At 74.7% G+C, this 23,560-nt stretch carries 21 protein-coding genes; 13 read left to right on the top strand and 8 right to left on the bottom strand.

Annotated features, from left to right (window positions below; all coding sequences use genetic code 11):
- Positions 1-122: 122 nt before the first annotated feature.
- A complete protein-coding gene (locus tag AC0B61_RS19195) occupies positions 123-1,595 on the top strand; it encodes a PucR family transcriptional regulator (RefSeq protein ID WP_471741884.1) in 1,473 nt (490 codons plus the stop codon).
- A gap of 110 nt (positions 1,596-1,705) precedes the next feature.
- Here the strand turns inward: AC0B61_RS19195 and AC0B61_RS19200 are convergent, their stop codons facing one another.
- On the bottom strand, positions 1,706-2,380 hold the full coding sequence (locus AC0B61_RS19200) for a LuxR C-terminal-related transcriptional regulator (protein WP_471741885.1): 675 nt from the start codon (positions 2,378-2,380) through the stop codon (positions 1,706-1,708).
- A 171-nt stretch (positions 2,381-2,551) separates the two neighbouring features.
- On the opposite strand from AC0B61_RS19200, the gene AC0B61_RS19205 reads away from it, so the two are divergent.
- The gene (locus AC0B61_RS19205) at positions 2,552-5,809 is read left to right on the top strand and encodes a bifunctional cytochrome P450/NADPH--P450 reductase (RefSeq protein ID WP_471741886.1); all 3,258 of its coding nucleotides are present in this window, start codon (positions 2,552-2,554) and stop codon (positions 5,807-5,809) included.
- A gap of 124 nt (positions 5,810-5,933) precedes the next feature.
- On the opposite strand, the gene AC0B61_RS19210 is transcribed toward AC0B61_RS19205, so the two are convergent.
- From AC0B61_RS19210 to AC0B61_RS19220, 3 genes are all read right to left on the bottom strand, one after another.
- Positions 5,934-6,821, bottom strand: coding sequence for a S1 family peptidase (locus AC0B61_RS19210; RefSeq protein ID WP_471741887.1), 888 nt, complete (start codon positions 6,819-6,821; stop codon positions 5,934-5,936).
- A 560-nt stretch (positions 6,822-7,381) separates the two neighbouring features.
- Complete coding sequence (locus AC0B61_RS19215) at positions 7,382-8,008, bottom strand: GNAT family N-acetyltransferase (RefSeq protein WP_471741888.1); 627 nt, start codon at positions 8,006-8,008, stop codon at positions 7,382-7,384.
- Positions 8,009-8,033: 25 nt separating this feature from the next.
- A complete protein-coding gene (locus AC0B61_RS19220) occupies positions 8,034-8,696 on the bottom strand; it encodes a hypothetical protein (RefSeq protein WP_471741889.1) in 663 nt (220 codons plus the stop codon).
- A gap of 451 nt (positions 8,697-9,147) precedes the next feature.
- Here AC0B61_RS19220 and AC0B61_RS19225 point away from each other — a divergent pair, with 451 nt between their 5' ends.
- The 9 genes from AC0B61_RS19225 to AC0B61_RS19265 all read left to right on the top strand — a co-directional run bounded on the left by AC0B61_RS19225 (position 9,148) and on the right by AC0B61_RS19265 (position 16,808).
- Complete coding sequence (locus AC0B61_RS19225; protein ID WP_471741890.1) at positions 9,148-9,597, top strand: STAS domain-containing protein; 450 nt, start codon at positions 9,148-9,150, stop codon at positions 9,595-9,597.
- Positions 9,598-9,662: 65 nt separating this feature from the next.
- Complete coding sequence (locus AC0B61_RS19230) at positions 9,663-10,112, top strand: ATP-binding protein (RefSeq protein ID WP_471741891.1); 450 nt, start codon at positions 9,663-9,665, stop codon at positions 10,110-10,112.
- Between the two features lie 239 nt (positions 10,113-10,351).
- Positions 10,352-10,723, top strand: coding sequence for an STAS domain-containing protein (locus AC0B61_RS19235; protein ID WP_471741892.1), 372 nt, complete (start codon positions 10,352-10,354; stop codon positions 10,721-10,723).
- A 183-nt stretch (positions 10,724-10,906) separates the two neighbouring features.
- Complete coding sequence (locus AC0B61_RS19240) at positions 10,907-11,170, top strand: hypothetical protein (RefSeq protein ID WP_471741893.1); 264 nt, start codon at positions 10,907-10,909, stop codon at positions 11,168-11,170.
- Between the two features lie 64 nt (positions 11,171-11,234).
- Complete coding sequence (locus AC0B61_RS19245; protein ID WP_471741894.1) at positions 11,235-13,622, top strand: PP2C family protein-serine/threonine phosphatase; 2,388 nt, start codon at positions 11,235-11,237, stop codon at positions 13,620-13,622.
- A 95-nt stretch (positions 13,623-13,717) separates the two neighbouring features.
- Complete coding sequence (locus AC0B61_RS19250; RefSeq protein WP_471741895.1) at positions 13,718-14,254, top strand: hypothetical protein; 537 nt, start codon at positions 13,718-13,720, stop codon at positions 14,252-14,254.
- A 39-nt stretch (positions 14,255-14,293) separates the two neighbouring features.
- Complete coding sequence (locus tag AC0B61_RS19255) at positions 14,294-14,710, top strand: ATP-binding protein (protein WP_471741896.1); 417 nt, start codon at positions 14,294-14,296, stop codon at positions 14,708-14,710.
- Between the two features lie 156 nt (positions 14,711-14,866).
- Positions 14,867-16,024, top strand: a complete 1,158-nt coding sequence (locus AC0B61_RS19260) for a baeRF2 domain-containing protein (protein WP_471741897.1) — start codon at positions 14,867-14,869, stop codon at positions 16,022-16,024.
- Between the two features lie 91 nt (positions 16,025-16,115).
- Entirely contained in the window at positions 16,116-16,808 is a 693-nt protein-coding gene (locus AC0B61_RS19265; protein WP_471741898.1) for a ribonuclease H family protein, read from the top strand.
- 111 nt (positions 16,809-16,919) lie between these two features.
- Here AC0B61_RS19265 and AC0B61_RS19270 read toward each other — a convergent pair whose 3' ends face one another.
- The gene (locus AC0B61_RS19270; RefSeq protein ID WP_471741899.1) at positions 16,920-18,173 is read right to left on the bottom strand and encodes a hypothetical protein; all 1,254 of its coding nucleotides are present in this window, start codon (positions 18,171-18,173) and stop codon (positions 16,920-16,922) included.
- Between the two features lie 379 nt (positions 18,174-18,552).
- On the opposite strand from AC0B61_RS19270, the gene AC0B61_RS19275 reads away from it, so the two are divergent.
- Positions 18,553-19,320: a hypothetical protein gene (locus AC0B61_RS19275; RefSeq protein ID WP_471741900.1), complete on the top strand. Its 768-nt coding sequence runs from the start codon at positions 18,553-18,555 to the stop codon at positions 19,318-19,320.
- Between the two features lie 94 nt (positions 19,321-19,414).
- Here AC0B61_RS19275 and AC0B61_RS19280 read toward each other — a convergent pair whose 3' ends face one another.
- Together AC0B61_RS19280 and AC0B61_RS19285 are read right to left on the bottom strand one after the other, a co-directional pair.
- Positions 19,415-19,978: a hypothetical protein gene (locus tag AC0B61_RS19280; protein WP_471741901.1), complete on the bottom strand. Its 564-nt coding sequence runs from the start codon at positions 19,976-19,978 to the stop codon at positions 19,415-19,417.
- Positions 19,979-20,028: 50 nt separating this feature from the next.
- Positions 20,029-20,754, bottom strand: a complete 726-nt coding sequence (locus tag AC0B61_RS19285; RefSeq protein WP_471741902.1) for a hypothetical protein — start codon at positions 20,752-20,754, stop codon at positions 20,029-20,031.
- Positions 20,755-21,024: 270 nt separating this feature from the next.
- Between AC0B61_RS19285 and AC0B61_RS19290 the strand changes: the two genes are divergently transcribed.
- Positions 21,025-21,858: a thioesterase family protein gene (locus AC0B61_RS19290; RefSeq protein WP_471741903.1), complete on the top strand. Its 834-nt coding sequence runs from the start codon at positions 21,025-21,027 to the stop codon at positions 21,856-21,858.
- Between the two features lie 89 nt (positions 21,859-21,947).
- Here the strand turns inward: AC0B61_RS19290 and AC0B61_RS19295 are convergent, their stop codons facing one another.
- Positions 21,948-23,276: a radical SAM protein gene (locus AC0B61_RS19295; RefSeq protein WP_471741904.1), complete on the bottom strand. Its 1,329-nt coding sequence runs from the start codon at positions 23,274-23,276 to the stop codon at positions 21,948-21,950.
- Between the last annotated feature and the right edge of the window lie 284 nt (positions 23,277-23,560).

A 23,560-nucleotide genomic window follows, 5' to 3' on the forward strand; every position in this document is an offset into this window, starting at 1 on the left:
GCCGTCAGGTGATCCCACAAGAGGCAAACCACATGATCCTCCTTGTGTCTACGATGCCTGGCACGCGTCAGCCATCGCATGTGCGAGACCCACACTCGCGCATGGCGCACAAGGAGCACAGCATGATCGTCGGAGACCTCCTGGAGCTGGACGACCTCCACATCGAGATCGCCTGGGCGAGCCCCCACCTGCTCGACCGCGCGGTGACCGGCGTGACCTCCACCGACCTCCAGGACCCGGCACGCTACCTGCAACGCGGCGAACTGGTCCTCTCCGGCCTCGTCTGGTGGCGCCCGGACGAGGGCCAGGCCGCGATGCGCTTCGCCAACGCGCTGCGCATCGCCGAGGTCGCCGCGCTCCTCGCCGGCGAGGGCACCCACGGCACCGTCCCGCCGGAGCTGGTCCAGGCCTGCCGCCGCCACGGCATCCCCCTGCTGTCCGTCCCGGCCGGCACCAGCTTCCGCTCCGTCACCGACCGCATCTACCTGCGCCTGTGGGGAGACCTCCAGTCCCACGCCGAAGGAAAGGCAGCCCTCCCGGCCGCCGCCCGCCGCACCCTCACCCAGCTCATCCGCGCCGAAGTCCCCCTGGACGAGGTCCTGGAACGGGCCGTCGCCGACCTCGGCCTGCCCGACTGCGCACTGACCACCGGCGCCGGCCGCGTGCTGGCCTCCTCGGCGCCCGGCACGCGCGCCGAGGCGACGCCCGTCCCCGTCGGACCGCCCGGCGAATCGCCCTTCGACGGCTGGCTGCTGCGGCCCCACACCGAACCGGACCCCGCCGCGACCACCATGCTGCACGGCCTGGCCGAACTCCTCACCCCCCTCGCCACCCGCGCCCGGGCCACCGCCGCCGCCCAGCGGCAGACCGGCACCCGGCTGATCGAACTGCTGGACTCCGGCGCCGACACCGAAGCCGACAACGCCCTCGCCCTCTCCGGGCTCCCCCCGCGCACACCGCTCACCCCGATCGCCGCGCGGATCGACGGCACCCCCGGGACCTGGACGGCCGCCGCACTCGCCGAAGGCCTCCACGAACTCGCCGCCCCCTTCGTCGCCGCCCCCGACGGCCAGGGCGGCGCGATGGCGCTGTCCCCGGCCCCCGAGGAACGGATCGCGGAGACCCTGCAACGCGCGCTCCCACGCCTGGAAACCCGACTGACCAGCCGCCGGCGCCTGCGCCTGGGCATCGGCGCCACCGCCGAACCGGCCGCCGACGCCCTCCGGACCGCACTCGTCCAGGCCCGCTACGCGCTCCACACCGAACCGCCCGGCGCGATCGGCCGCTGCTCGCGGATCACCACCCTGGACACCCTGCTCCGGGGCGTGCCCGCCGAGATCACCACCGACTTCCGCCGCCGGGTCCTCGCGCCGCTGATCGAGCACGACCGGGCCAACACCGTCTCCCTGCTGGACACCCTGGACGCCTTCCTGCGCCACAGTGCCTCCTGGTCGCGGACGGCCGAGGCACTCCACCTCCACGTCAACACGGTGCACTACCGGATCAAGCGGATCGAGGAGCTGACCGGCCGGAGCCTGCTGAAGCTGGAGGACCGGCTCGACCTGTGGGCGGCGCTGCGCTGCGCCCCCGCGTGACGCCCGCATGCCGCCTGCGTGAGGCCCGCTTGACGCCCGCGAGCGCGCATTTCGGCGCGGCGACCGGCGCCATCGGCGTCCATGCCGTCCGACCTGCCTGCCGCGAGGCGTCAGCGGCCGGTCGGCTCCGGGGGCCAGGTGTCGGCGGCCAGCACGCCGGTGGCGTAGGCGCGGGCGACCAGGGCGGTGCGGTTGGGCACCCGCCAGCGCCGGGAGAGCCGGGCGAGGTGGTAGTTGACCCCGTCCGCGGTGAGGCCGATCTCCCGGGCGATCTGCGCCGTGGTGGCGCCCCGGGCCGCCGCGGCGAGGATCCGCGCCTCGACCGGGCTGACGTCGGCCCGCGGGCCCGGCGGTGGCACCACCACGGCCTCCGCGGCCTCCACGGCCCGCAGGGACAGCAGCAGGTTCGGGGTCTGCTCCGGAGTGTCGCTGACCAGGTCGACGGTCATCTCGCCGCACCGTTCACGGCCGGCCGCGGGCGTCCAGGAGACCCGGGCCGGATACTGCGAGCGGCGGTGCATCCGGACGGCCTCGGCGAGCGCCTGCAGGGTGTCGCTGTCCTGGAGGGTGAAGAACTCCAGGATCTTCCGGTCGCGCCACTGCCCCGGCAGCATGCCGAACTCGGCCGCCATCGCCCGGTTGACGATCAGCACCCGGCCGCCGAACTCGACCACGGCGATGGGCAGCGGCATGTGGTCCAGCAGCCGCAGCGCCCGGTTGCGCCAGATCACCGCGGCGTCCTGCCAGTTCTCCGGCACCGGACCGCAGTCCTCGGTCGACCACATCTCGGGTCCTCCTCCCCGTGGCGGCCGCGCGCACCAGAGCTGACGCTTCGTGGGCAAGTCCGCGGCCGTTCCGGGTACTACACAATCATGTAGTGATCAGGGCCGGGTCTCCCGCCCGGTGGGCTCAGAGTGGAGGAAGCCGAGTTTTTTCTGCTGCGGGAGGGACCAACCATGACCGAGACCGAGACCGAGACCGGGGTCGAGACCGAGACCGCGACCACGACCGAGGCGGTGACGGGGGCCGAGGCGGTGACCGTGACCGAGGCGGTGACGGGGGCCGCGAGCGAGGCCCGGACCGTCCCCCTCGCGGACATCTCGGCGGCGCCGCCCGTCGCCGCCCCGGTGCTGCGGACCATGGACCTGGCCAGAGAGCACGGCCCGGCCTTCGTCCAGCGGCTGCACGGCCGGGACACCCTGATCGTCAGCGGTCTGGAGCTGGTGGAGGAACTGGCCGACGAGACCCGCTTCACCAAGTCCGTCGGCCCGGGGCTGGAGAACGTCCGCCAGTTCACCGGCGACGGCCTCTTCACCGCGTACAACGAGGAGCCCAACTGGGCCCGGGCGCACGACATCCTGATGCCCGCCTTCGCCCTCGGCTCGATGCGCACCTACCACCCGGTGATGCTGCGGGTGGCCCGCCGGCTGATCGACTCCTGGGACCGCCGTTCGGCCGCCGGGCTGCCGGTGGACGTGCCCGGCGACATGACCCGGATGACGCTCGACACCATCGGACTGGCCGGCTTCGGCTTCGACTTCGGCTCCTTCGAACGGGACGAGCCGCACCCGTTCGTCGAGGCGATGGTCCGCTGCCTGGAGTGGGCGATGACCAAGCTCATCCGCGACCCGGCGCTGGACCACGCCGAGCGCGACGCGGCCTTCCGGGCCGACGCCGACTACCTGGCCGACGTGGTCGACGAGGTGATCGCCTCCCGGGCCGGCCAGGACGACGACGGTCCGGCCGAGGACCTGCTCGGCCTGATGCTCGGCGCTCGACGCCCCTCCGACGGCACCCGGCTGGACGCCGAGAACATCCGCAACCAGGTGATCACCTTCCTGATCGCCGGCCACGAGACCACCTCGGGCGCGCTCTCCTTCGCGATGTACTACCTGGTCAAGCACCCCGCCGTGCTGCGGCAGGTCCAGCGGGAGGTGGACGAGCTCTGGGGGCACCAGGGCGACCCGGAGCCCTCGTACGAGGACGTCGGACGGCTGCGGTACACCCGGCAGGTGCTCAACGAGGCCCTGCGGCTGTGGCCGACGGCGCCCGCCTTCAGCCGCGCGGCCCGGGAGGACACCCTGCTCGGCGGCCGGATCCCGCTGCGCGCCGGGGAGACGGTGTTCGTGTCGACCCCGATGCTGCACCGCGACCCCGCGTGGGGCGACAACCCCGAGCTGTTCGACCCCTCCCGGTTCGACGCCGAGCCCGAGGCGGCCCGCTCCCCGCACGCCTTCAAGCCCTTCGGCACCGGCGAACGCGCCTGCATCGGGCGGCAGTTCGCGCTGCACGAGGCCGTCATGCTGCTCGGCATGCTGGTCCACCGCTACCGGCTGATCGACCACGCCGACTACCGGCTGACCATCAAGCAGACGCTCACCATCAAGCCCGACGACTTCACCCTCGCCCTCGCCCGGCGCACGCCCGCACCGGTGCCCGTCGGCCCGGCGGCCGCTTCGGCCGCGCAGGCCGGCGCCGTCGCCGAACGCCCCGGCCGGGTCCGCCAGGGCACCGGGCTGCTGCTCCTGCACGGCTCCAACTACGGCGCCTGCCGCGAGTTCAGCCGGCAGCTCGCGGAGGCCGCCGCCGACCTGGGCTGCGACACCACGATCGCCCCGCTCGACGCGTACGCGGACGGGCTGCCCACCGACCGGCCGGTGGTGATCACCGCCGCCTCGTACAACGGCCAACCGACGGACGACGCGGCCGCGTTCGTCCGCCGACTGCAGGAGGCGGGCGCGGGGAAGGGCTCGGGCGACGGCTCTGCGGACGGCGTCGAGTACGCCGTGCTCGGGATCGGCGACCGCACCTACGCCGCCACCTACCAGCGGATCCCCGCCCTGATCGACGACCGGCTCGCCGCCCTCGGCGGCACCCGGCTGCTCGCCCGTGCCGAGGCCGACGCCGCCGGCGACCTGTCCGGCACCGTGCGGCAGTTCACCGAGGCGCTGCGCGTCGCCCTGCTGGAACGGTACGGGGACGCCGACGCCCCCGCCGCGACGCAGCCGGACGCCGCGTACACGGTGACCGAGGTGGCCGGCGGCCCGCTGGACGCGCTGGCCGCCCGGCACGGCATGACCGCGCTGACCGTCACCGCCGTCGGCAGCCTGACCGACCCCGGCTACCCCCGGGTGAAGCGCCTGGTCCGCCTCGCCCTGCCCGAGGGCACCGGCTACCGGACCGCCGACCACCTCACCGTCCTCCCGGCCAACGACCCGGCTCTGGTCGAGCGGGCGGCCAAACTGCTCGGCGCCGATCCGGAGACGGTGCTCAACATCGTGGCCCACCGGCGCTCCGGCCTGGCCGTCGACCGTCCGCTGACCGTCCGCGAACTGCTCAGCCACCACGTCGAGTTGCAGGACCGGCCGAGCGCCGAGCAGCGGGCCGCGCTGGCCGCGCACAACCCCTGCCCGCCCGAGCAGGCCGCGCTGCGCGCGCTCCCCGAGGACGACCCGCGCACCCTGCTGGAGCTGATCGAGGACCACCCGGCCCTGCAGGGCGCCCTGAGCTGGCCGGTGCTGCTGGAGCTGCTGCCGCCGATCCGCCCCCGGCACTACTCGATCTCCTCCTCGCCCACCGGCGGGCCGGGCGAGGTGGACCTGATGGTCTCCGTGCTCAGCGCCCCGGCCCGCTCCGGCCGCGGCACCTTCCGGGGCACCGGCTCCGGCCAGCTGGCCCGGCTGGCCGTCGGCGACACCGTCCTGGCCCGGGTCCAGCCCTGCCGGGAGGCGTTCCGGATCGGGCACCACACCCCGGTGGTCATGATCGCGGCCGGTACCGGCGTCGCGCCCTTCCGCGGCGCCGTCGCCGACCGCCGCGCCCTGCTCGCGGAGGGGGCCGAACTCGCCCCGGCGCTCCTGTACTTCGGCTGCGACGACCCGGCGGCGGACTACCTGCACCGGGCCGAGCTGGAGGCGGCCGACCGGGCCGGCGCGGTCTCGGTACGGCCCGCCTTCAGCGAGCGGCCGCAGGACGGGCGACGCTTCGTGCAGGACCGCCTCGCGGCCGAGGCGGCGGAGGTCTGGGACCTGCTCGCGGCGGGCGCCGAGGTGTACGTGTGCGGCGACGGCGCGCGGATGGCGCCGGGCGTCCGGGCCGCGTTCCGGGAGCTGTACCGGCAGCGGACGCCCGGGGCCGACGAGCAGCGGGCGCAGGCCTGGCTGCAGGGGCTGATCGAGGCCGGCCGGTACGTCGAGGACGTGTACGCGGGCTGACGCCGGGCCCGGGACGGCCGCCGGCCCCGCTGCTGCGCGCAGCGGGGCCGGCGGTGCGACGGCGCCAGGGCTCAGTAGGCAGAGCTCAGGGGCTCAGGGGCTCAGGGGTTCAGGGGTTGAGGGCTCAGTAGACGCTCACCCCGTACGCGGCGAGCGCCGCGTTCACCGGCTGGAAGAAGGTCGTCCCGCCCGAGGTGCAGTCACCGCTGCCGCCGGAGGTGAGGCCGAGTGCCTTGGTGCCGTCGTAGAGCGGTCCGCCGGAGTCGCCGGGCTCGGCGCAGACGTTGGTCTGGATCAGGCCGCGCACGGTGCCGCCGTCGGTGTAGCGCACCGTGGCGTTGAGCCCGGTGACCTGGCCGCCGTGCGTGCCGGTGGTGGAGCCGGTGCGCTTGACGGACTCGCCGATGACGGCGTTCGGGGCGGAGGTGAAGCCGCCGGGGTGGGTGAGGGCGCTGTTGTCGTAGCGGACCAGCGCGTAGTCGTGGCCCGGGAAGGTGGAGTTGACGGTGGGCCCGATCCGGGTGCTGTGGGCGGCGTCCGTGTACCAGTCGGGGGCGACGTTGCCGCAGTGCCCGGCGGTGAGGAAGTAGTGGGTCGAGCCGCCCACCACGTTGAAGCCGAGCGAGCAGCGGTACTTGCCGCCGTAGATGGCGTCACCGGCGGCGAGCAGCGGGGTGAACGCCCCGGGGACGCGTTGGACGGTGAGGGTGCCCGAGTCGGTGCCGGCGGCGCGCATGATCTTGGCGAGCCCGGCCGGGGACACGGTGCTGTCGGCGGTCACCACGACGCGTCCGGCGGCCTCGTCGACGTACCAGGCGGTGCCGTTGACCTCGGCCTTGAGGACGGCGTCGCTGACGGCCGCGAGCTGTTCGGGTTCGGCGGTGCGGGTGGGGGCGGCCGCCGCGCCCGGCACGCCGACCGCGGTGGCGGTCAGCAGGCCGAGGGCGACGGCGAGCAGGCGGGTGCGACGTCGAGTGGTGCCGGCGCGGGGGGTCCTGCGCTTGGTCCTCACCGATCTCCTCCTGGGAGTGCGAGGCCCCGGGGGTTGGGGGGCCGTGAGGCGCGGTCAGGTGATGGGCGGACTCCGGCCGGTGCTGTCCGGAAGCACGCCGGATGATCTGCCCCTGACAGGCGCTGTGCGGAAGTATGAGGAAACGGACCGTTCGGGACAAGCTTCCTGACCGGGTGTCGGCTGGCCCTCGCGCCGTTGGGCGAGCGCACGGGGCACCGCGGGGGCGTACGGCGTCGGCCGGGGGAGTGGGGCCAGGCCCGAGCATCGGTCCGTCGTTCCTGCTGCTTCGGCCGCGAGGTGACTGCTCGTCAAGCCACCCGTTCGGCAGCGTGAGGGGAGAAAAGTGTTATCGGCGCGGCCGGGTCGGGTCTCCGAGGGGTGGGAACGGGCGCACGACGCCGTGGGTGAGGTCCACGGCGGGGCTGCGGAGTCCGGGATGGGGCGCTCCGCGTGGAGGCGAGGCCTCCGCCGCGTCCGTTCCCCGGCGCCGCCGGATCGTCCCGTCCGGCCGGCGCACCCGGCGGTCCGCGCGTCTCCCCCACGACCGCGGACCGCCGGGGTCACCGTCCGGCGTCCCCCGACCCTGCGGCCTGCGGACGGGTGAGCCGCCACACCAGCTCCTCGCCGGTCTCCGCCGGGGCGAGCGCCTCGGAGGGGCGGCGCAGGTGCTCGGTGAAGCCCAGACGGGCCGGGACGGCGCCGCTGGCGTGGTTGGCCGGGTCGTGGACGATCTCCACGTGGCGCACCCGGGGGAGCCGGAAGGCCTGGTCGACCAGCGCCCGGGCGGCCCGGGTGGCCAGACCGCGCCCGGTCGCGGCGGGGTGGAGCCAGTAGCCGATCTCCAGGACGTCGTCCGGGCTGTCGTCGCGCCGGTACAGCCCGCACGCGCCGACGATGGCGCCGTCCAGCACCACCGCGAAGGCGAAGTCCCGGCCGCTCGCCCAGCGCTCCGCCCGGGTGGCCAGGTACTCGGCGGTCGTGGCGTGGCTGTGCTCGGCGACCCAGGGCATCCACGGCCGCAGGTGCTCCTGCGACTCCTCGATGACCGTGAACAGCTCGGGCAGGTCCGCCTCCCCGGCGAAGCGGCGCAGGGTCAGACCGTCCAGGGCGATGACGGCTTGGGGGCACGTCGGCTGTTCTGGCTGTTCTGGCTGTTCCGGCGCTTCCAGAGGTTCCAGGGGTTCCATCCGGAGAGGATCGTCCGTACCCGGCTCACCGGGCAAGCGAATTCGGGGGCTGCGGGGGTTGGGTGGGCTGCGGGGGCCAGGGCGGGCGGCGCGGAGCGCGGGTGCGGGCGACGTGGAGCGCGGCGCCGAGACCGGCCGCCGAGGTGGCGATGACGATGAGGGCGGCGTCGAAGAGGCCGACCATGGAGAGGTCGAAGAGACCACTGGTGGCGGCCGCGGTGAACTCGGGGTCGACCAGGCCGCCCGGGTCCTCGGTGACGCTGACCCGCTCGCCCACGGCGTCCCAGGCGCCGCAGTCCACCGAGCCGCCGTGCCCCGGGGCGTCCTCGTAGCGCACGGCGCAGCGGTAGGTGGTCGTCTTGCCGTGGATGACCCGTACGCCGGTGACGGTGCCCGGGTGGGTGACCCCGCGCATGCCGAGCACCGTCGCCTGCGCGGTGTTCATGCTCAGCAGCGGTACGCCGATCACCGGGGCCAGCACCAGCGCCATGGCCACCAGCCGCAGCGGGCGCGTCTGGCAGAGGCTGAACAGGGCGTAGGCCAGGCCGACGAATCCGGTGATGACCACCGCCAGCGAGGGCACCAGCAGCCACAGCCCGAAGGCGCCGAGCGCCCCGCCGAGCGGCAGCAGGACGGCGGCGGCCGGGATCCACAGGGCCGTCAGCAGCGGACGCCGGGGCCAGGGCAAGTCGTCCGTCCGGCCCCCGGCGGTCGTCCCTGGACGGGTCGTTCCGGGACGAGTCGTTCCCCGGCGCAGCGTGGCCCGGCCGGTCGTCCAGCGGGTCCTCCGGCCCTTCCCCTCCTGGCCGCGCCGGTGCCGGGGGCCGGGCGCAGGTGTCTGGCTGGATGTCATGGCGAAGGATCCTGCCAGGCCGCCCCGGTGGCGGCGAAGCCCCCTCTGGTCTGTGCACCCGGATCCCGCCCGGCGGCCCCGCCGCGCCGGGCCGCAACGTCCCCGGCGCCTGCGGATTCCATCCCCGGAGTCGGGGCAGACGTCGGGCATGGACGACCGGCGCACGGTGCTTCCGGCCGTACCCGGGCGGGTCGGCCCGGATACGGCCGTCCGCGCGACCCGGCCGGGTGCGCGCGATCATGGTCACGACGGCGCCCCGCCGTCCCGACCGGACCGGGAGCGAGCCATGCCATGGCCAGCCGAGGAGCCTTGCGAGCCCACGCGGGAACGGGCGGACACCCTGCACGTCGCGGTGGACCACGTCGTGGTGGACGAGGAGGGGCCGGTGCGGGTCGTCACCGTGGCCGGGGAACTCGACCACGACTCGGCGGACGGTCTGCGCACCGCACTCGCCCGACCGCTGGAAGGCGGCGTCCGGCGGATCGTCGTCGACCTCGCCGGCCTGCGGTTCTGCGACTCGACCGGGCTGAACATCCTGCTCCGCGCCCACCTGGACACGGAGGCCGCCGGACTGCGGCTGGAACTGGCGGGCCCGAGCCCCACCCTGGCGCGACTGCTGGCGATCACCGGTGCGGACGCCGTGCTGCGGATCCACCCCGACCTCGGCTCGGCACTGAAGGCATCCGAGGGCCCCGCCGGCCCCCTCGGGCCCGCCGCCCCGCCCGAGCCGGCGTGAGGAGGGCGGCCGTGGACAGTGCCGGGAGCGGTGCCCTACCAGGACGGGAGCAGACCAGACGGCTCATGCTCGCGGGCAGCGCCGGCGCGGTGCAGCGCAGCCGCGAGTTCAGCCGTCAGGCGCTGCTGTCCTGGCACTGGCTCCCGGCGCTGGACGAGGCCGGGCGGGCGGTCGTCGAGGACGTCCTGCTGATGGTCTCCGAGCTGGTCACCAACGCCTGCCTGCACGCCCCCGGCGGGCCGCGCGAGCTGCGGCTGCGCTGGGACGGCGCCCGGCTGCGGGTCGAGGTCGCCGACGCCAGCCCCGTGCCGCCGCGGCTGCGCCCGTACGCCGACCCGGGGCAGCCGGGCGGGCACGGCCTGCGCGTGGTGGACCGGCTCGCCCGCGTCTGGGGCTCGCAGCCCGACGACGGCGGGAAGCTCGTCTGGCTGGAAGTCCCGGCTCCGCCGGTTCGCGCGTCCGCCGACGGCCACCGGGGCCGGTCCGGCGGGACGGCGAGCTCCAGCCGGGGCTGACGGCGGCCTCCTCCCCTCTCTCCCTCGTTCCCCGGCTCCTCGCGCGTCGTCGCCCGTCGTCGCCCGTCGTTGCCCGTCGTCGCCTGAGACTCCGCCGCTGCCTTCGACTTTTGCCTTCCACCGGGCGTTTCCGGCTGCCCGTACGGGAAAGTCGTGCTGGCGGAGGCGTCGACGGGTGGGGGAGCACCGGGTTCCCGCCGCCGTGAGGCCCCGGACGGAGCGAGAGGAAACCCGCCACCATGACGAAGCGCCCGCCGAGGCCCGGGGCTTCGGCCGCCGACCGGACCGAGGGCCTCACCGTCGAGACCCGGCCCTGGAGGCTGGGCACCACGCTGGCCCTGTTCGGCGAACTGGACCTGGACTCGGTCATCGACCTGCAGGCTGCCATCGAGGAGGCGCTCGCGGGCCCGCCCGCAGTGATCGTGATCGACTGCGCCGGGCTGGCGTTCTGCGACTCCACCGGGCTCAGCGCCCTGCTCCGGGCCAAGGTGCGGGCCGAGGTCGACGGCAGCCGGATCGAGCTGGCCCGCCCCCGGCCGCTGATCCTGCGCATGCTCGAACTCACCGGTGCCACCGACGCCTTCCTGATCCGCGAGACCGTGCCGGAGTGAGCCCGCCGGACTGACCTGCCGGACTTGCCGGACTTGCCGGACCGAACGGGCGGCGCTGCTCCCGCCTGCCGCCCCGGGGGCGGCGGTGGCACAGTGGGAGCAGGGCGACGGACCCGCCGCCCGCGGAACCGAGGTGGCCGGACGGCGCACCCCGGCCGTCTGAGCGACCCGGACGGTGGACGGATGGGCGAGCACCCCGTACCCGGCGCCGCGGCGGTTGGCCCGGCAGGCGGCACCCTGTTCGCCGACGCCCGCGCCGACGAGCTGCTCGGCGGATTCCGGCGGCTCGCCGCCGAACAACTCCGGTGCTCCAGAGCTGAGTTGGCGGCGTCCATGCCCGGTGACGGTGGTCGCAGCCTGGCCGTCGGCGCCGACGACCACGTCACCGAGCCCGTCGACACCGGCCGCCTGTCCGGCCGGATGCGGACCTGGCCGGGCCCCTCATGACCGCGATGCCTGCCATGACCGGGAGCCGGTTCGTGAGGGCCGCGCCCCGGTTGCCGGGGCTGCCGTGACCGCCGCGCAGGAGCCCGCCGACCGCGCGGCCCGGGCCCTGGCCGAGACCGTCCGACGGCTGCAGGAGGCCGTTGCCCGGGCACACGCCGAGGTGCGGACCAGAGCCGCCGTCGACCTCGCCACCGGCATCCTGGCTGAGCGGCTCGGCCTGCGGCCCGTCGAGGCCGCCGCGTACCTGGCCCGGCTGGCGCGGGAGGCGGGTGTGCCGGTGGCGGTGCTGGCGGCGGACGTCGCGGGGCTGCCGGAACCGGACGAGGGGGCGTTCGCGGTCGGGTCCTCCGGGGACGGGGCGGCCGGCGCCGCCGGGGCCGCCGGGCCTGCCGGGTCCGGGGCCGCCGCGCCGCCCGTCGCGCCCGCGCTCGCCGCCGTGTCCGACCTGCAGCGCGCCGCCGAAGCCGTACTGGACCAGACCGGTGCGGCGCTCGGCGCCCGAGCCGTCGCCGTCTGGCAGCGGCTGCCCGGCGGCGCGCTCGCCCTCGCCGCGCATGCCGGGCTGCCCGCCGACGAGGCCGCCGCCTGGGCCCGGGTGCCACCCGGCGTGCCCACCCCGGCGCAGCGGGTGGTCGGCGGCGGGGTGGAGCTGTGGCCCGGCGAGCCCGGGACCGACGGCCCCTCGGTGGGGTCCGGCGCGGCCCGGGCCGTCCTCCTGCTGCTGGACCACGGGCGGCGCCGCGGCGCGCTGGAGCTGATCTGGCCCGCCCCCGGCCCGGAGCTCGGCCCGCCCCAGCGCCGTCGGCTGTACGCGCTCGCCGACCTCTGCACGACCCTGCTCGGCCCGCCCCCGGACCCGTCCCCAGCCCCGCCCTCGAACCCCGTGGCGGATCCGGCAGCAGACCCGGCGGAGCTCGCGGCGGCGCCCCCGTCGGTGCCCGAGGAGACCGCCGGCCTCCTGGCGGTGCTGCCCACTCCCGCCCTCCTCCTCGATCCCGTCGTCCGGGACGACCAGGCCGTCGACTTCACGATCCGGCGGGTCAACGACCGCTTCCGGGATCCGCTCGGCCGCCCCCGGGACGCCCTGGAGGGCGCCTCACTGGTGGAGACCTACCCGATGGCCTGCGCCGCCGGTCTGCTCGACCGCCTGGCCCGCGCCTACGAGACCGGCGCGCCGTCGCCCGCCGCGCGGGTGCGGCTCGCCCAGCGGGACGACGGGCCCGCCACGCCCCCCGCGGACGCGCTGCTCGCCGTCGCCCCGCTCGGTGGCCGGCTGCTGTTGTGCTGGCAGCCGGACGACGAACGGGCCGAGGAGGACGTTCGCACCGTGCTGCTGCACCAGGCCCAGCGCCTCGCCCGGGTGGCCGGGTTCGAGGAGCGCCCCGCCGAGGGCCTGATCCGCTGGAGCGACGGGCTGCGCGAGCTCTTCGGGCTACCGCCGGGCGCGGCGCCGGTCCCGCTGAACCGGCTCGCGCGGCACACCCACCCGGACGACCGGCCCGCGATCCGGCGCCTGCTGGAGACCGTCCGGCGCCGCCACCGCACCGCCTCCGCGGTCGTCCGGCTGGACCGGCCGGACGGCACCCACCGCTTCACCCGGGTGATCGCCGAGCCCGTCGTGGACGACGCCGGACGGCTGACCGCGATCCGCGGCGCCTACCACGACGTGTCCGTCCAGCACTGGACGGAGGTCGCGCTCGGCGCCACCCGGGAGCGCCTGGCCGACAGCGAGCAGGAGTCCGCCGAACACGCGCAGCTGACGCTGCGGCTCCAGCAGGCCATCCTCCCGGCGGCGCCGCCCCCGGTCGGCGTCACCGGCCTGCACGCCGCCGTCCGCTACCGCCCCGCCGCCCAGCGCGACCGGGTCGGCGGCGACTGGTACGACGTGCTGCCGCTGCCCGACAAGCGGGTCCTGCTCGCGGTCGGCGACGTGGCCGGGCACGGCGTGGGCGCCGCCACCGGGATGGTCGCGCTGCGGCACGCCCTGCGCGGCCTCGCGGTGACCGGCGCCGGCCCGGCCCGGCTGCTCGGGTGGGCCAACACCGTCGCCCTGCGCGAGCCCGGGCAGGTCACCGCCACCGCCGTCTGCGTGCTGCTCGACCCCGTCAGCGGTGAGCTGTGCTGGGCCCGGGCCGGCCACCTGCCGCCGATCCGGCTCGGCCCGGACGGCGCCCACGTGCTGCCGCTGCCGCACGGCATGCTGCTCGGCGCCCTGGACGGCGCCCGGTACGAGGAGTACACCGCCCGGCTCGACCCCGGGGACGTCCTGCTGCTCTACACGGACGGGCTGGTCGAACGCCGGGACCGTCCGGTCGAGGAGTCGGTGGACCAGCTGATCCGCGCCGCCGGCGCCCCCGGCCCGGACCTGGAGCGGTACCTGGACCGGCTGCTCGAACTCAGCCCCGCCGACACCGGCGACGACACCTGCCTGATCGCCGTCCAGACCGGGTAGCACCACGGGCCGTTACGGACCGCCGGGCCCGGGTAGGCGCGACCCGTCGGGGGGCCTGGAACAGGGGGGCCTCGAACAGGACGGAAGGGATTCCCATGGTGCTGCTAGGACTACTGCTGATGGCGGCGTCCGGTACGTTCGTCGGGCTGCTGATCGCGGACAACCTCTCCGGCGGACCCGACTACCAGGCGACGGTCCTCGGCCACGACCTCGTGACGCTGAACAGTCTGGGCGTCTTCCTGTCCGGGGTGGCCCTCGCGCTGCTCTTCTGCCTCGGACTCGCCCTGATGCGGCCGTTCCGGCGGTCCGGACGGCTCTCCCGCGAGGCCGGACCGGCACGTCCGGCGCGGCACCGGGCGGGTTACCGGGAGGCTGAGGCCGTCGAGCCGGTGGAGCCCGTACGGCGGTCCGCGCCGACGGATCGCGCCGCGCCGGGCCACCCCGACGGGGGCCCCGGCCAACGGACGTACGACGAGCGGGCGTACGACGAGCGGGCCTACGACGCGACCGGGTCCGGTGCCCCGCTCTCCGATGAGGCGCGCGTACGGCCCGAGGACCGGGCCGCCGACCCGAACGACCGGGAAGCGCCGACCCGGCAGGGAGGCCGCATCCGCCACCGGTTCGGACACTGACCACCACCCGTGGACACGCGACGGAGGAGGAATGATCACATGGCCGGGGCCGGGGCGCGGGCCGGACAGCGGGTGCCGCAGACCCTGCGCCTGCCGCTCGCGGACCGGCCCGGCGCGGCGGGCGAGGCGCGCGCCGTCACCGCCCGTTTCCTGGCCGACGTGACGGACCGCGGCGTGGCGTCCGACGCCGTCCTGCTGGTCTCGGAACTCGTCGGCAACGCGCAGCGCCACACCGCCGGCCCCGGCGCGCTGCTGCTCGTCCGGGGTACCGAGGCGCTGCGGATCGAGGTCACCGACGCCAGCCCCCGCCCGCCGGTGCCCCGGGTGCCGTACGAGTCGAGCGCACCGGGGGGCCTCGGGCTGTTCCTGGTGAACCGGCTCAGCCGGTCCTGGGGCTGGCGCCGGGACGGGCCGGGCAAGGCGGTCTGGTGCGAGCTGCGGCTGCCCGCCGAATGAGCGCGCCGGTAGGTCGCAGCCGCCGCTCCGCGTGGCCCTTGCCGGGGCTCCCGGTGTCCCCGGTGTCCCCGGTGTCCCCGGTGTCCCCGGTGCTCAGCCGGGTAGACGCCCCAGCGAACCGCACACGGCAAGCCCACCGACCCACGGGAGGCCACCATGGACCTCGCGTTCCTCACCCCACTGCTCGACCGGCCCGGCCCCTGGGCCACCGTCTACCTCGACACCTCCCGCGCCACCGAGGACGCCGTACGGCGCCGGGCCCTGATCGACCGCGCCGCCGTGCACCGGCTGGCCGAAGCCGGGGCCGACGAAGCCACCCTGGCAGCCGTCCGCGACCACCTCGCCCACGAACCCGCCTCCGGTTCCCCGCCCGGTCGGGCCCTGTTCGCGGCCGACGGCGAGGTGGCCCTGGACGTCCCGCTCGCCGTCTCCCCGCCCGACGTCGCCGCCACCTGGGCGCCGCTGCCGCACACCGGCCCCCTGGTCGGCCTGGTCGACGACAGCACGCCCGCCTGCCTCGTCGCCGCCATCGACCGCACCGGGGCCGCACTCGAACGCTACGAACTCGGCCGCCACGCGCCCGCCGGCACGATCGACAGCCCGCAGTGGCAGGGCCGCGGCCACCGCGCCCCACCCGCCGACCGCTACGAATGGCACTACCGGCACCGGGTCGAGGACACCTGGGACCGCACCGCCGCCGTCATCGCCGACCACCTCGCCCGGGTCTGGCCGCAGAGCGGCGCCCGGCTGCTCGTCCTCACCGGCGACACCCGCGAACGCCGGGCCGTCCACGACCGGCTGCCCCGACCGCTGCAAGCTCTCACCGTCGAACTCGACGGCGGCGGCCGGGCCGACGGGACCGTCGGCGACGCCTTCGACCGGCGCCTCGCCGAAGCCTGGGACGACCACCGCGGCCGCCACCTGGCCGAAGTCCTGGACGCCTTCCACACCGCCGTCGGCCGCCCCGGCGGCCACGGCACCGACGCCGCCGGCACCCGGACCGCCCCAGGCCCGGCCGCCCAGGGCATCCCCGCCGTCGTCAGCGCCGCCCGGCAGCACCAGGTCGCCGCGCTGCTCCTCCAACCGAGCGGCCACGACCCCGAGCGCCCGGTCTGGACCGGCCCCGAACCCGACCACATCGGCATCCACCGCGCCGACCTGCGCGGCATGGGCGTCGCCCACCCGACCCAAGCCCCCGCCGCCGACGCTCTGCTGCGCACCGCCGCGGCCTCCGGCGCCGAGGCACTCCTCGTCCCGGACGCCGTCCCCGGCCCGCCCGGCGGCCTCGGCGCCCTGCTGCGCTGGGCAGCCTGACGCCATCCGACGCCCTCCCTCCGCCTCGCCCACCCCGTCGACCTCGTATGGGACTTTGGCTCCCGGCCGCCCGACCAGGCATGATCGGGGCATGGTCGAACGAGTCATTGCAGCGTGTGACGGAGCAGCCAAGGGCAACCCCGGTCCGGCGGGTTGGGCCTACGTGGTGGCGGATTCCGCCGGGGTGCCGCAGCGCTGGCAGTCCGGTGCGCTGGGGCACAGCACCAACAACGTCGGCGAACTGACGGCGCTGCAGCGGTTGTTGGCGGCGACGGACCCGGCGGTGCCGCTGGAGGTGCGGCTGGACAGCACCTACACCCGCGACTCGGTGACCAAGTGGCTGAAGGGCTGGAAGCGCAACGGCTGGAAGACGGCGGCCGGGAAGCCGGTCGCCAACCAGGAGTTGATCCAGGCGATCGACGCGCTGCTGGAGGGCCGGGACGTCGTTTTCGTCTACGTACCGGCCCACCAGGTCGACGGCGACCCGCTGAACGCCATCGCCGACAAGGCCGCCAGCGACGCAGCCCGTACCCAGCAGGACGCCTCGGGCACCGCGGCGGACCTGCCCGTGCCCGACCCGGCCGCCGTCCCGAAGGCGCGCAGCACCCGGACCGGCTCCGGCGCCGTCGGCGCCGCGAAGCGCACCTCCTCGGGCGGCTCCCGCACCCTGGCCGCCCGTTTCCCGGGCACCTGCCCGTGCAGCCGCCCGTACGCCAAGGGCGACAAGATCACCAAGGTCGGCGGCAGTTGGGGCCACCCGGAGTGCGCCGCCGCCCACGCCTGAGGGGCCTGCCCGGCCTGACCTACTGACCGAACGCGACCGGCTCACTGAACACGACCGGCCGACCGCTGAGGCGGCCGGCCGGTCGTGGCGGAGTCGGGCAGGGGGGCGGGATCAGCCCTCCTGCGTCATCTCCTTGATGTCTTCGAAGCTCATGCCGAGCGAGTTGAAGGCGCGGGCCTGCTGCTCCGGCACGCCGAGCTTGGCGAGTTCCTTGAGCTGGGCATCGGTGAGCGGCGCCGCGGTCGTGACCGGCGGGACGCCGCCGCCGTGCGCGGGGGCGAGGCCGCCGGGGCCGGCGGTGAGGCCGAGCACCGCCTTCGTCAGGTCCTGGCTGGTCAGCTTCGTCGCGTCGGCCGGGGCCTGGACGGCCGGGGCCGACTGGTCGAAGGCGAGCTTCACCGGGAAGTTGACGCCCGGCTCGACCTTGTCCGACAGCTGGGCGACGTCGAAGGTGGCCGAGGCGAGCGCACCCTTCTTCAGGTAGAGGTCGACACCGACCTTGCGGTCCGGAACGTCGCTCGGAGCCTGGGTCGGGAACTTCCCGAACTGCTGCGGGAACTTGTCCGCGACCGGCTTGACGGCCTTGAACAGCTCGTCCGCCAACTGACGGGCCGGGGCGCTCATCCAGATGTGCTCGGTGCCGTCCTTCGTGCCCTTGTCCTCGTACGTGACGGTGCGGCCGAGCACGTCCTTGAGGGAGTTGAGCAGCTGCTTGGCGGCCTCCGGGGCAGGGGTCGGCGCGGCACTCGGGGAGGCCTTCCGGCCCTCGTTCTTCTTCGCCTCGTCGGCGAGTTCCTGGAGGTCGAGCGCGACCCACTTGCCGGCCAGTACGTCCTTGACGGCGCCCATGTCGGCGGGCAGGTCCCGGCTGACGCCGTCCACCTGGGACGGGTCCTCGCCGACCAGCTTCACGAAGCCCTTGGCGTCGACGTGCAGGTAGCCCTTGGCGTCGACCTGGCGGTACTCCAGCAGCGCGGTGCCGTTGCGGTCGGAGATCACGTAGGAGACGCGCACCGACTTGTCGAGCGTCAGGTCGTTGCTGCCGCCCTTGCCCGCGGCGCTCTTGAAGGCCTCGACCTCCTTGAGCGGCTTGTCGGCGGAGATCGCGACGGAGACCGCGAGTCCGGACATCGCCTTGGCGTTCTTCTCGTTCATGCCGCCGTCGGTGCCCTTGTCCCCGGTGGCCTTCGCGAAGGCGACGATCTGCTCGGGGGTGGCGTCGATGGAGAGCTTGAAGCCGGCCGACTTGCCGTCACCGACCTTGTCGAAGGCCTTGGACACCTTCTGGGCGGCCGAAAGCTGTTCGACGGTGCCGCAGGCGGCGAGACCGGTGGCCAGGACGGAGGCGGTGACGGCGATGGGCATCGCACCGCGGGCGGCCCGGCGGATAGCGGTGTTGATGGTGCAACTCCTGTGTGACTGGGCCCGATCGGTCGACCGGGTCTTCCCTCCCCTGTGGCGAGCAGCGCCACAGCGCATACACATGTGATCACATTATCGGCAAGGTGGTGCGCCATTATTTGCCGCAGGCTTTAATCGATCTGGCCGGAAACATCCCGTAATGACCTGATCCATGACTGTTCGTCTCCGTCGGAAGCGCGCCGACCGGCCCGGTGGAACATGGCGAAAGCTTTGCCGGCGAAGGCCGTTCGGGGCCCACCGGCCTCATCGCCAGCTGCTAGCCTCAGCCGATTTCCCGCCGAGCAAGGTCGGCGGACACGACGGGGTAAGAGGTACCGAAAGCATGGCAATACGCCGGGCCACACAGAAGGCGCAGGTCGTCGAGAAGCTGTCGCAGGTGGCACCGCCGGGAGAGACCTTCATCGCGTGCGTGCACGTCGAGACCGGTCCGAGCCCGTGGCTCAACGCGGTCTTCGACGAGGTGCCGCTGCTCGGCCTGATCGTCGCACTGACCCGTCGGTTCTACTTCCTGACGCTCACCAACAGCTCGGTGGTGGTCAACTCGGCCAGCCGCTGGACCAACCGCCCCGGAGACGTGGTCGCGGTGTTCCCGCGGCAGGCGTTCCCGGTCAGCCGGGTCAAGCGGGCCACCGTCTGGAGCTCGATGTACCTGCAACTGCCCACCAGCGCCAAGCCGACCCGGCTGAACGTCCACCGCTACTGGCGGACCGAGCTGGACCAGCTCAGCGCGGCCTTCCCGCCCGGGTCGATCGACCCGACCTCGCAGCCGTTCGAGCTCGCGCCGGCCGGCCAGCCCTACCCGCCGCAGCAGGTCCAGCCCTACCCGCACCCGGGCCAGCCCTACCCGCCGCAGGGGCAGCCCCTGCCGCAGCAGGCGCAGCCCTACCCGCCCCAGCAGGCCTACCCGCCGGCGCAGCCGTACGCCGCCCCGCAGGCGCAGGCGCAGCCGTACCCGCAGCAGCCGCAGCCGTACCCGGGCCAGCAGCCCATGCCGTACCCGCCGCAGCAGGCGTACCCCGCCCCGCCGGCGCAGCCCTACCCGCCGCAGCAGCCGTACGGCGGCCGGCCGGGCCACCCGGGCCAGGGGTGACCTGCCCGCAGCCGGGCTGAACGCACGCCGGCCCCGGCTCCCATCCAGGGAGCCGGGGCCGGCGGTTCTGCGCGGTGCCGGGCGGTCCCCGCGACTACAGGACGATGACGACGAAGGCCACGGCGCTGATGACGACCACGGCGAGCACGCCGACCACCGTGGGCGTCAGCCGGTCCCGGAACTGCTTCGGCGGCTTCACCCGCTGCGTGGGGTGCGTGCTGTACTCCCACCAGTTCACCACCCGCTGGACGTTCACCTCGAAATCGGCGGCCGGGTAGATCGGGCTGGTCTGCAGGCCAGGCAGCGAGCGGCGCCGCCCGTCGGTGAGGAAGACCCGCGCGGCGTACGACGTCGAGCCGTTGGCCTTGGTCTCCCGCACGTCGACCCACCGGACGTCGTGCCAGGGGTAGGTGCGGCCGGCCCCGAGGCCCCAGCAGACGGTGACGCCGTCGGCGCCGACCCGGCTCCAGGACCGCCAGCTCAGGGTGAAGGCCAGCGCGCCGGCCACGAGCGTGCCGAGGACCAGCCAGACGGTGCCCACGGTGCCCAACCTCCGGACGCCGAGGAACAGTTGGGCCGCGACGACGAGGAGCAGCGGGAGGATATTCGACCACGAGGGCCGGAACAGGTCTTTCCCCCGGAAGATCAGTTCGTTCACACGGCGCACCCTACGCCCGCGCCCCCGGGCCGGAACAGGGGTTTCCCGTGCTACCTGCCGCCCTTCGGACCGCCCTTCCCGCCGTCCTTCCCGCCCGCCGTCCGCTGCGACTCCCGGAGGGTGCGCCGGGCCGCACCCAGGGTCAGCAGGCCCCACAGGGCGGCGAGCACGGCGGTGGCGTAGACGCCGCCGCCGCGGAACGACAGGTCGTCGTCCAGCGAGGCCGGCGGCACCCAGCCCGCCGGGTCGACCAGTACGTTCATGGTCTGGCCGACGTCGTACGTGCCCGAGCAGCCGAAGCCGCCGACCTGGGGGTGGGGCAGCGGCTGCCCGTCGGCGCGGCGGAGGTCGCAGGTCCAGCTCACCTTTCCGCTCTTGTCCTTGGCGCTGTGGGCGGCGGTGACCACCACCGCGGTCTTGACCGCGCGATGAGCCAGGATCTGCGCGCGGATGCTGGTCGTCGGGATCACCAGCAGCAGCACGCCGACCAGGACGGCCGGCCAGATCACCCAGCCGCGGGCCCGGACGAACCCCAGCCCGATCACGCCCGCCGAGAGCACCAGGAACGCGGGGATCGTGCAGAGCGCCTGGTAGTCCGGGTTGGTGGCGATCGCCAGCAGACCGACCATCAGCACCGGGGTGAGCAGCCCGACCAGCCAGGCCGTCCGGCGGACCGTCCGTGGCGACAGCTGCGGCTCCGGCCGCCGCCGGACCCGTTTCGGCGGCCGTACCACTCCGTTCGCGAGCGGTCTCTTCTGCTTCTTGCGGCCTGCCATGGCGTCCCCGTCCGGTGGTGCGTCGTCGTGCTTGCGCCAGTGTGCCCCCAGCCCCCGACGCCCGGTAGGGCGGGTGCCGGATCCCCGCGGGCGACCACGACCCGCTCGCCGAGCACTGACCGCCGGGGCGGCAGCGGGTGTGGAATGCGTCACCCGTCACCCCCCGGAGGCGGTTCGGCCCCTTACGATCCTGAACGCCGAAGTGGGGCGCCGCCGTACCACGGCGGTGCCCCACCCGGTGCCCAGCGATCCGCCCGAGGAGAAGCGCACGTGACCACCCCCACCACCGCGCCCGACAGCTACTACCAGCGCACCGGCGAGCACAGCTACAAGCCCACCCTGCAGGCCCAGGGCGCCTGGCACCCCGACGAGCAGCACTTCAGCCCGCTGGGCGGCCTCATCGTCCACGCGATCGACCGTCAGCGGGCCGACCGTCAGCGAGTCGGCCACCAGGGGGTCGGCCGCCCCGGTGAGGGCCTGGCGCTGGCCCGGATCAGCTTCGACATACTCGGCCTGATCGCCCTGGAGGAGTTCGAGATCACGGTGGAGACCGTCCGGCCCGGGCGCACCATCGAGCTGGTCGAGGCCACCGTGGTGGTCGGGGAACGCGCCGTCGTCCGGGCCCGCGCCTGGTTCCTCGCCGAGCTCGACACCGCCGCCGTCGCCGGCACCCACGACGAGCGGATCCCGGGGCCCGAGGAGTTCGAGCCCTGGGCGATGGACGGCGAGTGGGGCGGCGGCTACATCGCCTCGATCGACGTCCGCCGCCGCGAGACGGCCCCCGGGCGTGCCGCGGCCTGGATCTCCTCCCGGGCCGAGCTGGTCGCCGGAGAGCCCAGCAGCCCGCACGCCTCCTTCATCGCGCTCGTGGACACCGCCAACGGCATCGCCGCCCGGCAGAGTCCCGCCGAGTGGATGTTCCCCAACACCGATCTGACGATCCACTTCCACCGCCGCCCGGAGGGCCGCTGGACCGGCCTGGACACCCGCGTCAGCTTCGGCCCGGCCGGCCACGGCGTCACCAGCACCGTCCTGCACGACGAGCACGGCCCCCTCGGCCGTGCCGAGCAGATCCTCACCGTCCGCCCGCAGCCCGCACGTTGACCGAACCGGCGCGAGACGGCACCGTCCTCAGCGCATGACGGGCCCCGACGCCGCCGGCCGCGGTGGCGGCGGCGTCGGGGCCCGGTGCGTCAGCCGGGCAGCGAGTCCATGAAGGAGCTGACCGAGAAGACCGCCTTGCCCGGGCCGGGCGGCCCGTAGCCGGGCGGGGAGGAGAGGCCGAACTCCTCCAGGGTGGCGCGGTAGGTCCGCAGCAGCCGGATGTGGTACTCCAGCGGGGCGCCGTGCGGGTTGGCCTTGCCGAGGGGCGTGGTGGGTTCGGGGCACCAGGTGGTGAAGCGCGGGACCACGCCGTGGGACATGAAGAAGCGCAGGCCCTCCTCGGTGGAGGCGATCGCCTCGTCGACCGTGGCGAAGCCGAAGGGCTCGGCCATCTCCACGCCAGCGACGAAGTTGGGGATCACGTTCTCCGGTCCGAACACCTCGGTGGAGTCCAGGATCCGGCGGTGCCACTCGTCGCGGCCGACGTAGCGTTCCTTGCCCGGGCAGTAGAGCTCGAAGAGCCGCCTGTCCCACACCTCGAAGTTGGGATGGTAGATCCGTACGCCGTAGTCGTGGAAGCGCTGGACGTCGTCGCGGGGCAGTGCCTGCGCCACCACCTTGCCGATCCAGCGCCCGGGGAAGCGCTCCTCGATGGCCTTGGCGTACTGGCCGTAGAAGTCGGCCTCGTCCCGGCCGCCGATGTGCGAGGTGATCGCGCCGCCGGTGAGGGTGTACGCCTGGGAGGTGCGGGCGGTGTCGTGCTCGTCGATCAGCGCGAGTGCCTCCAGCACCTCCTCGACCGGCTTGACCCCGGTGTACGGGCGGCCGGCGGCCTTGTGCTGGCGCCAGTTGTGGTTGATGTCGCAGTACTGGCACTCCTCCTTGGCGCCGAAGTACTGGCAGACCCGGAACACCGTGAGGTAGATCAGGTAGCCCCACTGGATGGTCGGGGCGACCTCCATCACAGACTTCCCGTTGGCCAGCGTGTGCCGGTAGTAGTCCGGCATCGGGGGCAGACCGACGTCGGCGATCCGGGCACCGTCCAGGTAGAGGCCGAGGGTGCCGTCCTCCCCGGCGCCGACCCGGTAGGGCGAGTCCGGGTTCACCCGTACTGAAACCACGGTGCGGCGCAGCCCGTACGGGCCGCCGGTCAGCACGATCTCCTCCGGCGGCCGGTTGAGCGCGGCGGCGCCCAGCTCGGGCAGGGTGCGGTGGTCGAAGGAGAAGATGAAGTACGACTTCGGCTTGACCTCGCCGCCTCCGGCACCGGCCCCGGCGCCGCCGCTGAGCGCGGACTCGTCGAAGGCCATGCCGCCGCGCAGCAGGTCCTCCTTGATCACCGCCTCCCGGGGGACGTCGGAATAGCGCTCCATGAGGTCCTCGACGAGTGCGGTGCGGCTGCGGGGCTGGCTCTCCATGCGCTGGTCTTCCTTCCTGGCCCCGATCCTCGCTCGGCGCCGAGCCCATTCTTCTCCCCCTTACGCGGCCGGTCGTGCACCGGTCGGGCGCCGGTCCGGGCGCCGGTCGTGCACCGGTCCGGGCGGAGGCGGCCGGATCGGGACACGGGCCGGGTGCGCAGGGTTGACGCGAGGCGCGGGGCCGTCGAGCGGAGAAGCGCGCCCTGGAGGGCGGTTCGATGCATGACAGGGACGCCCCCAAACGCCGTCAGCATGAACGTTCACCCTATCGGGTGTAGAAGATC

The sequence above is a fragment of the Kitasatospora sp. NPDC023385 genome (assembly GCF_055664045.1).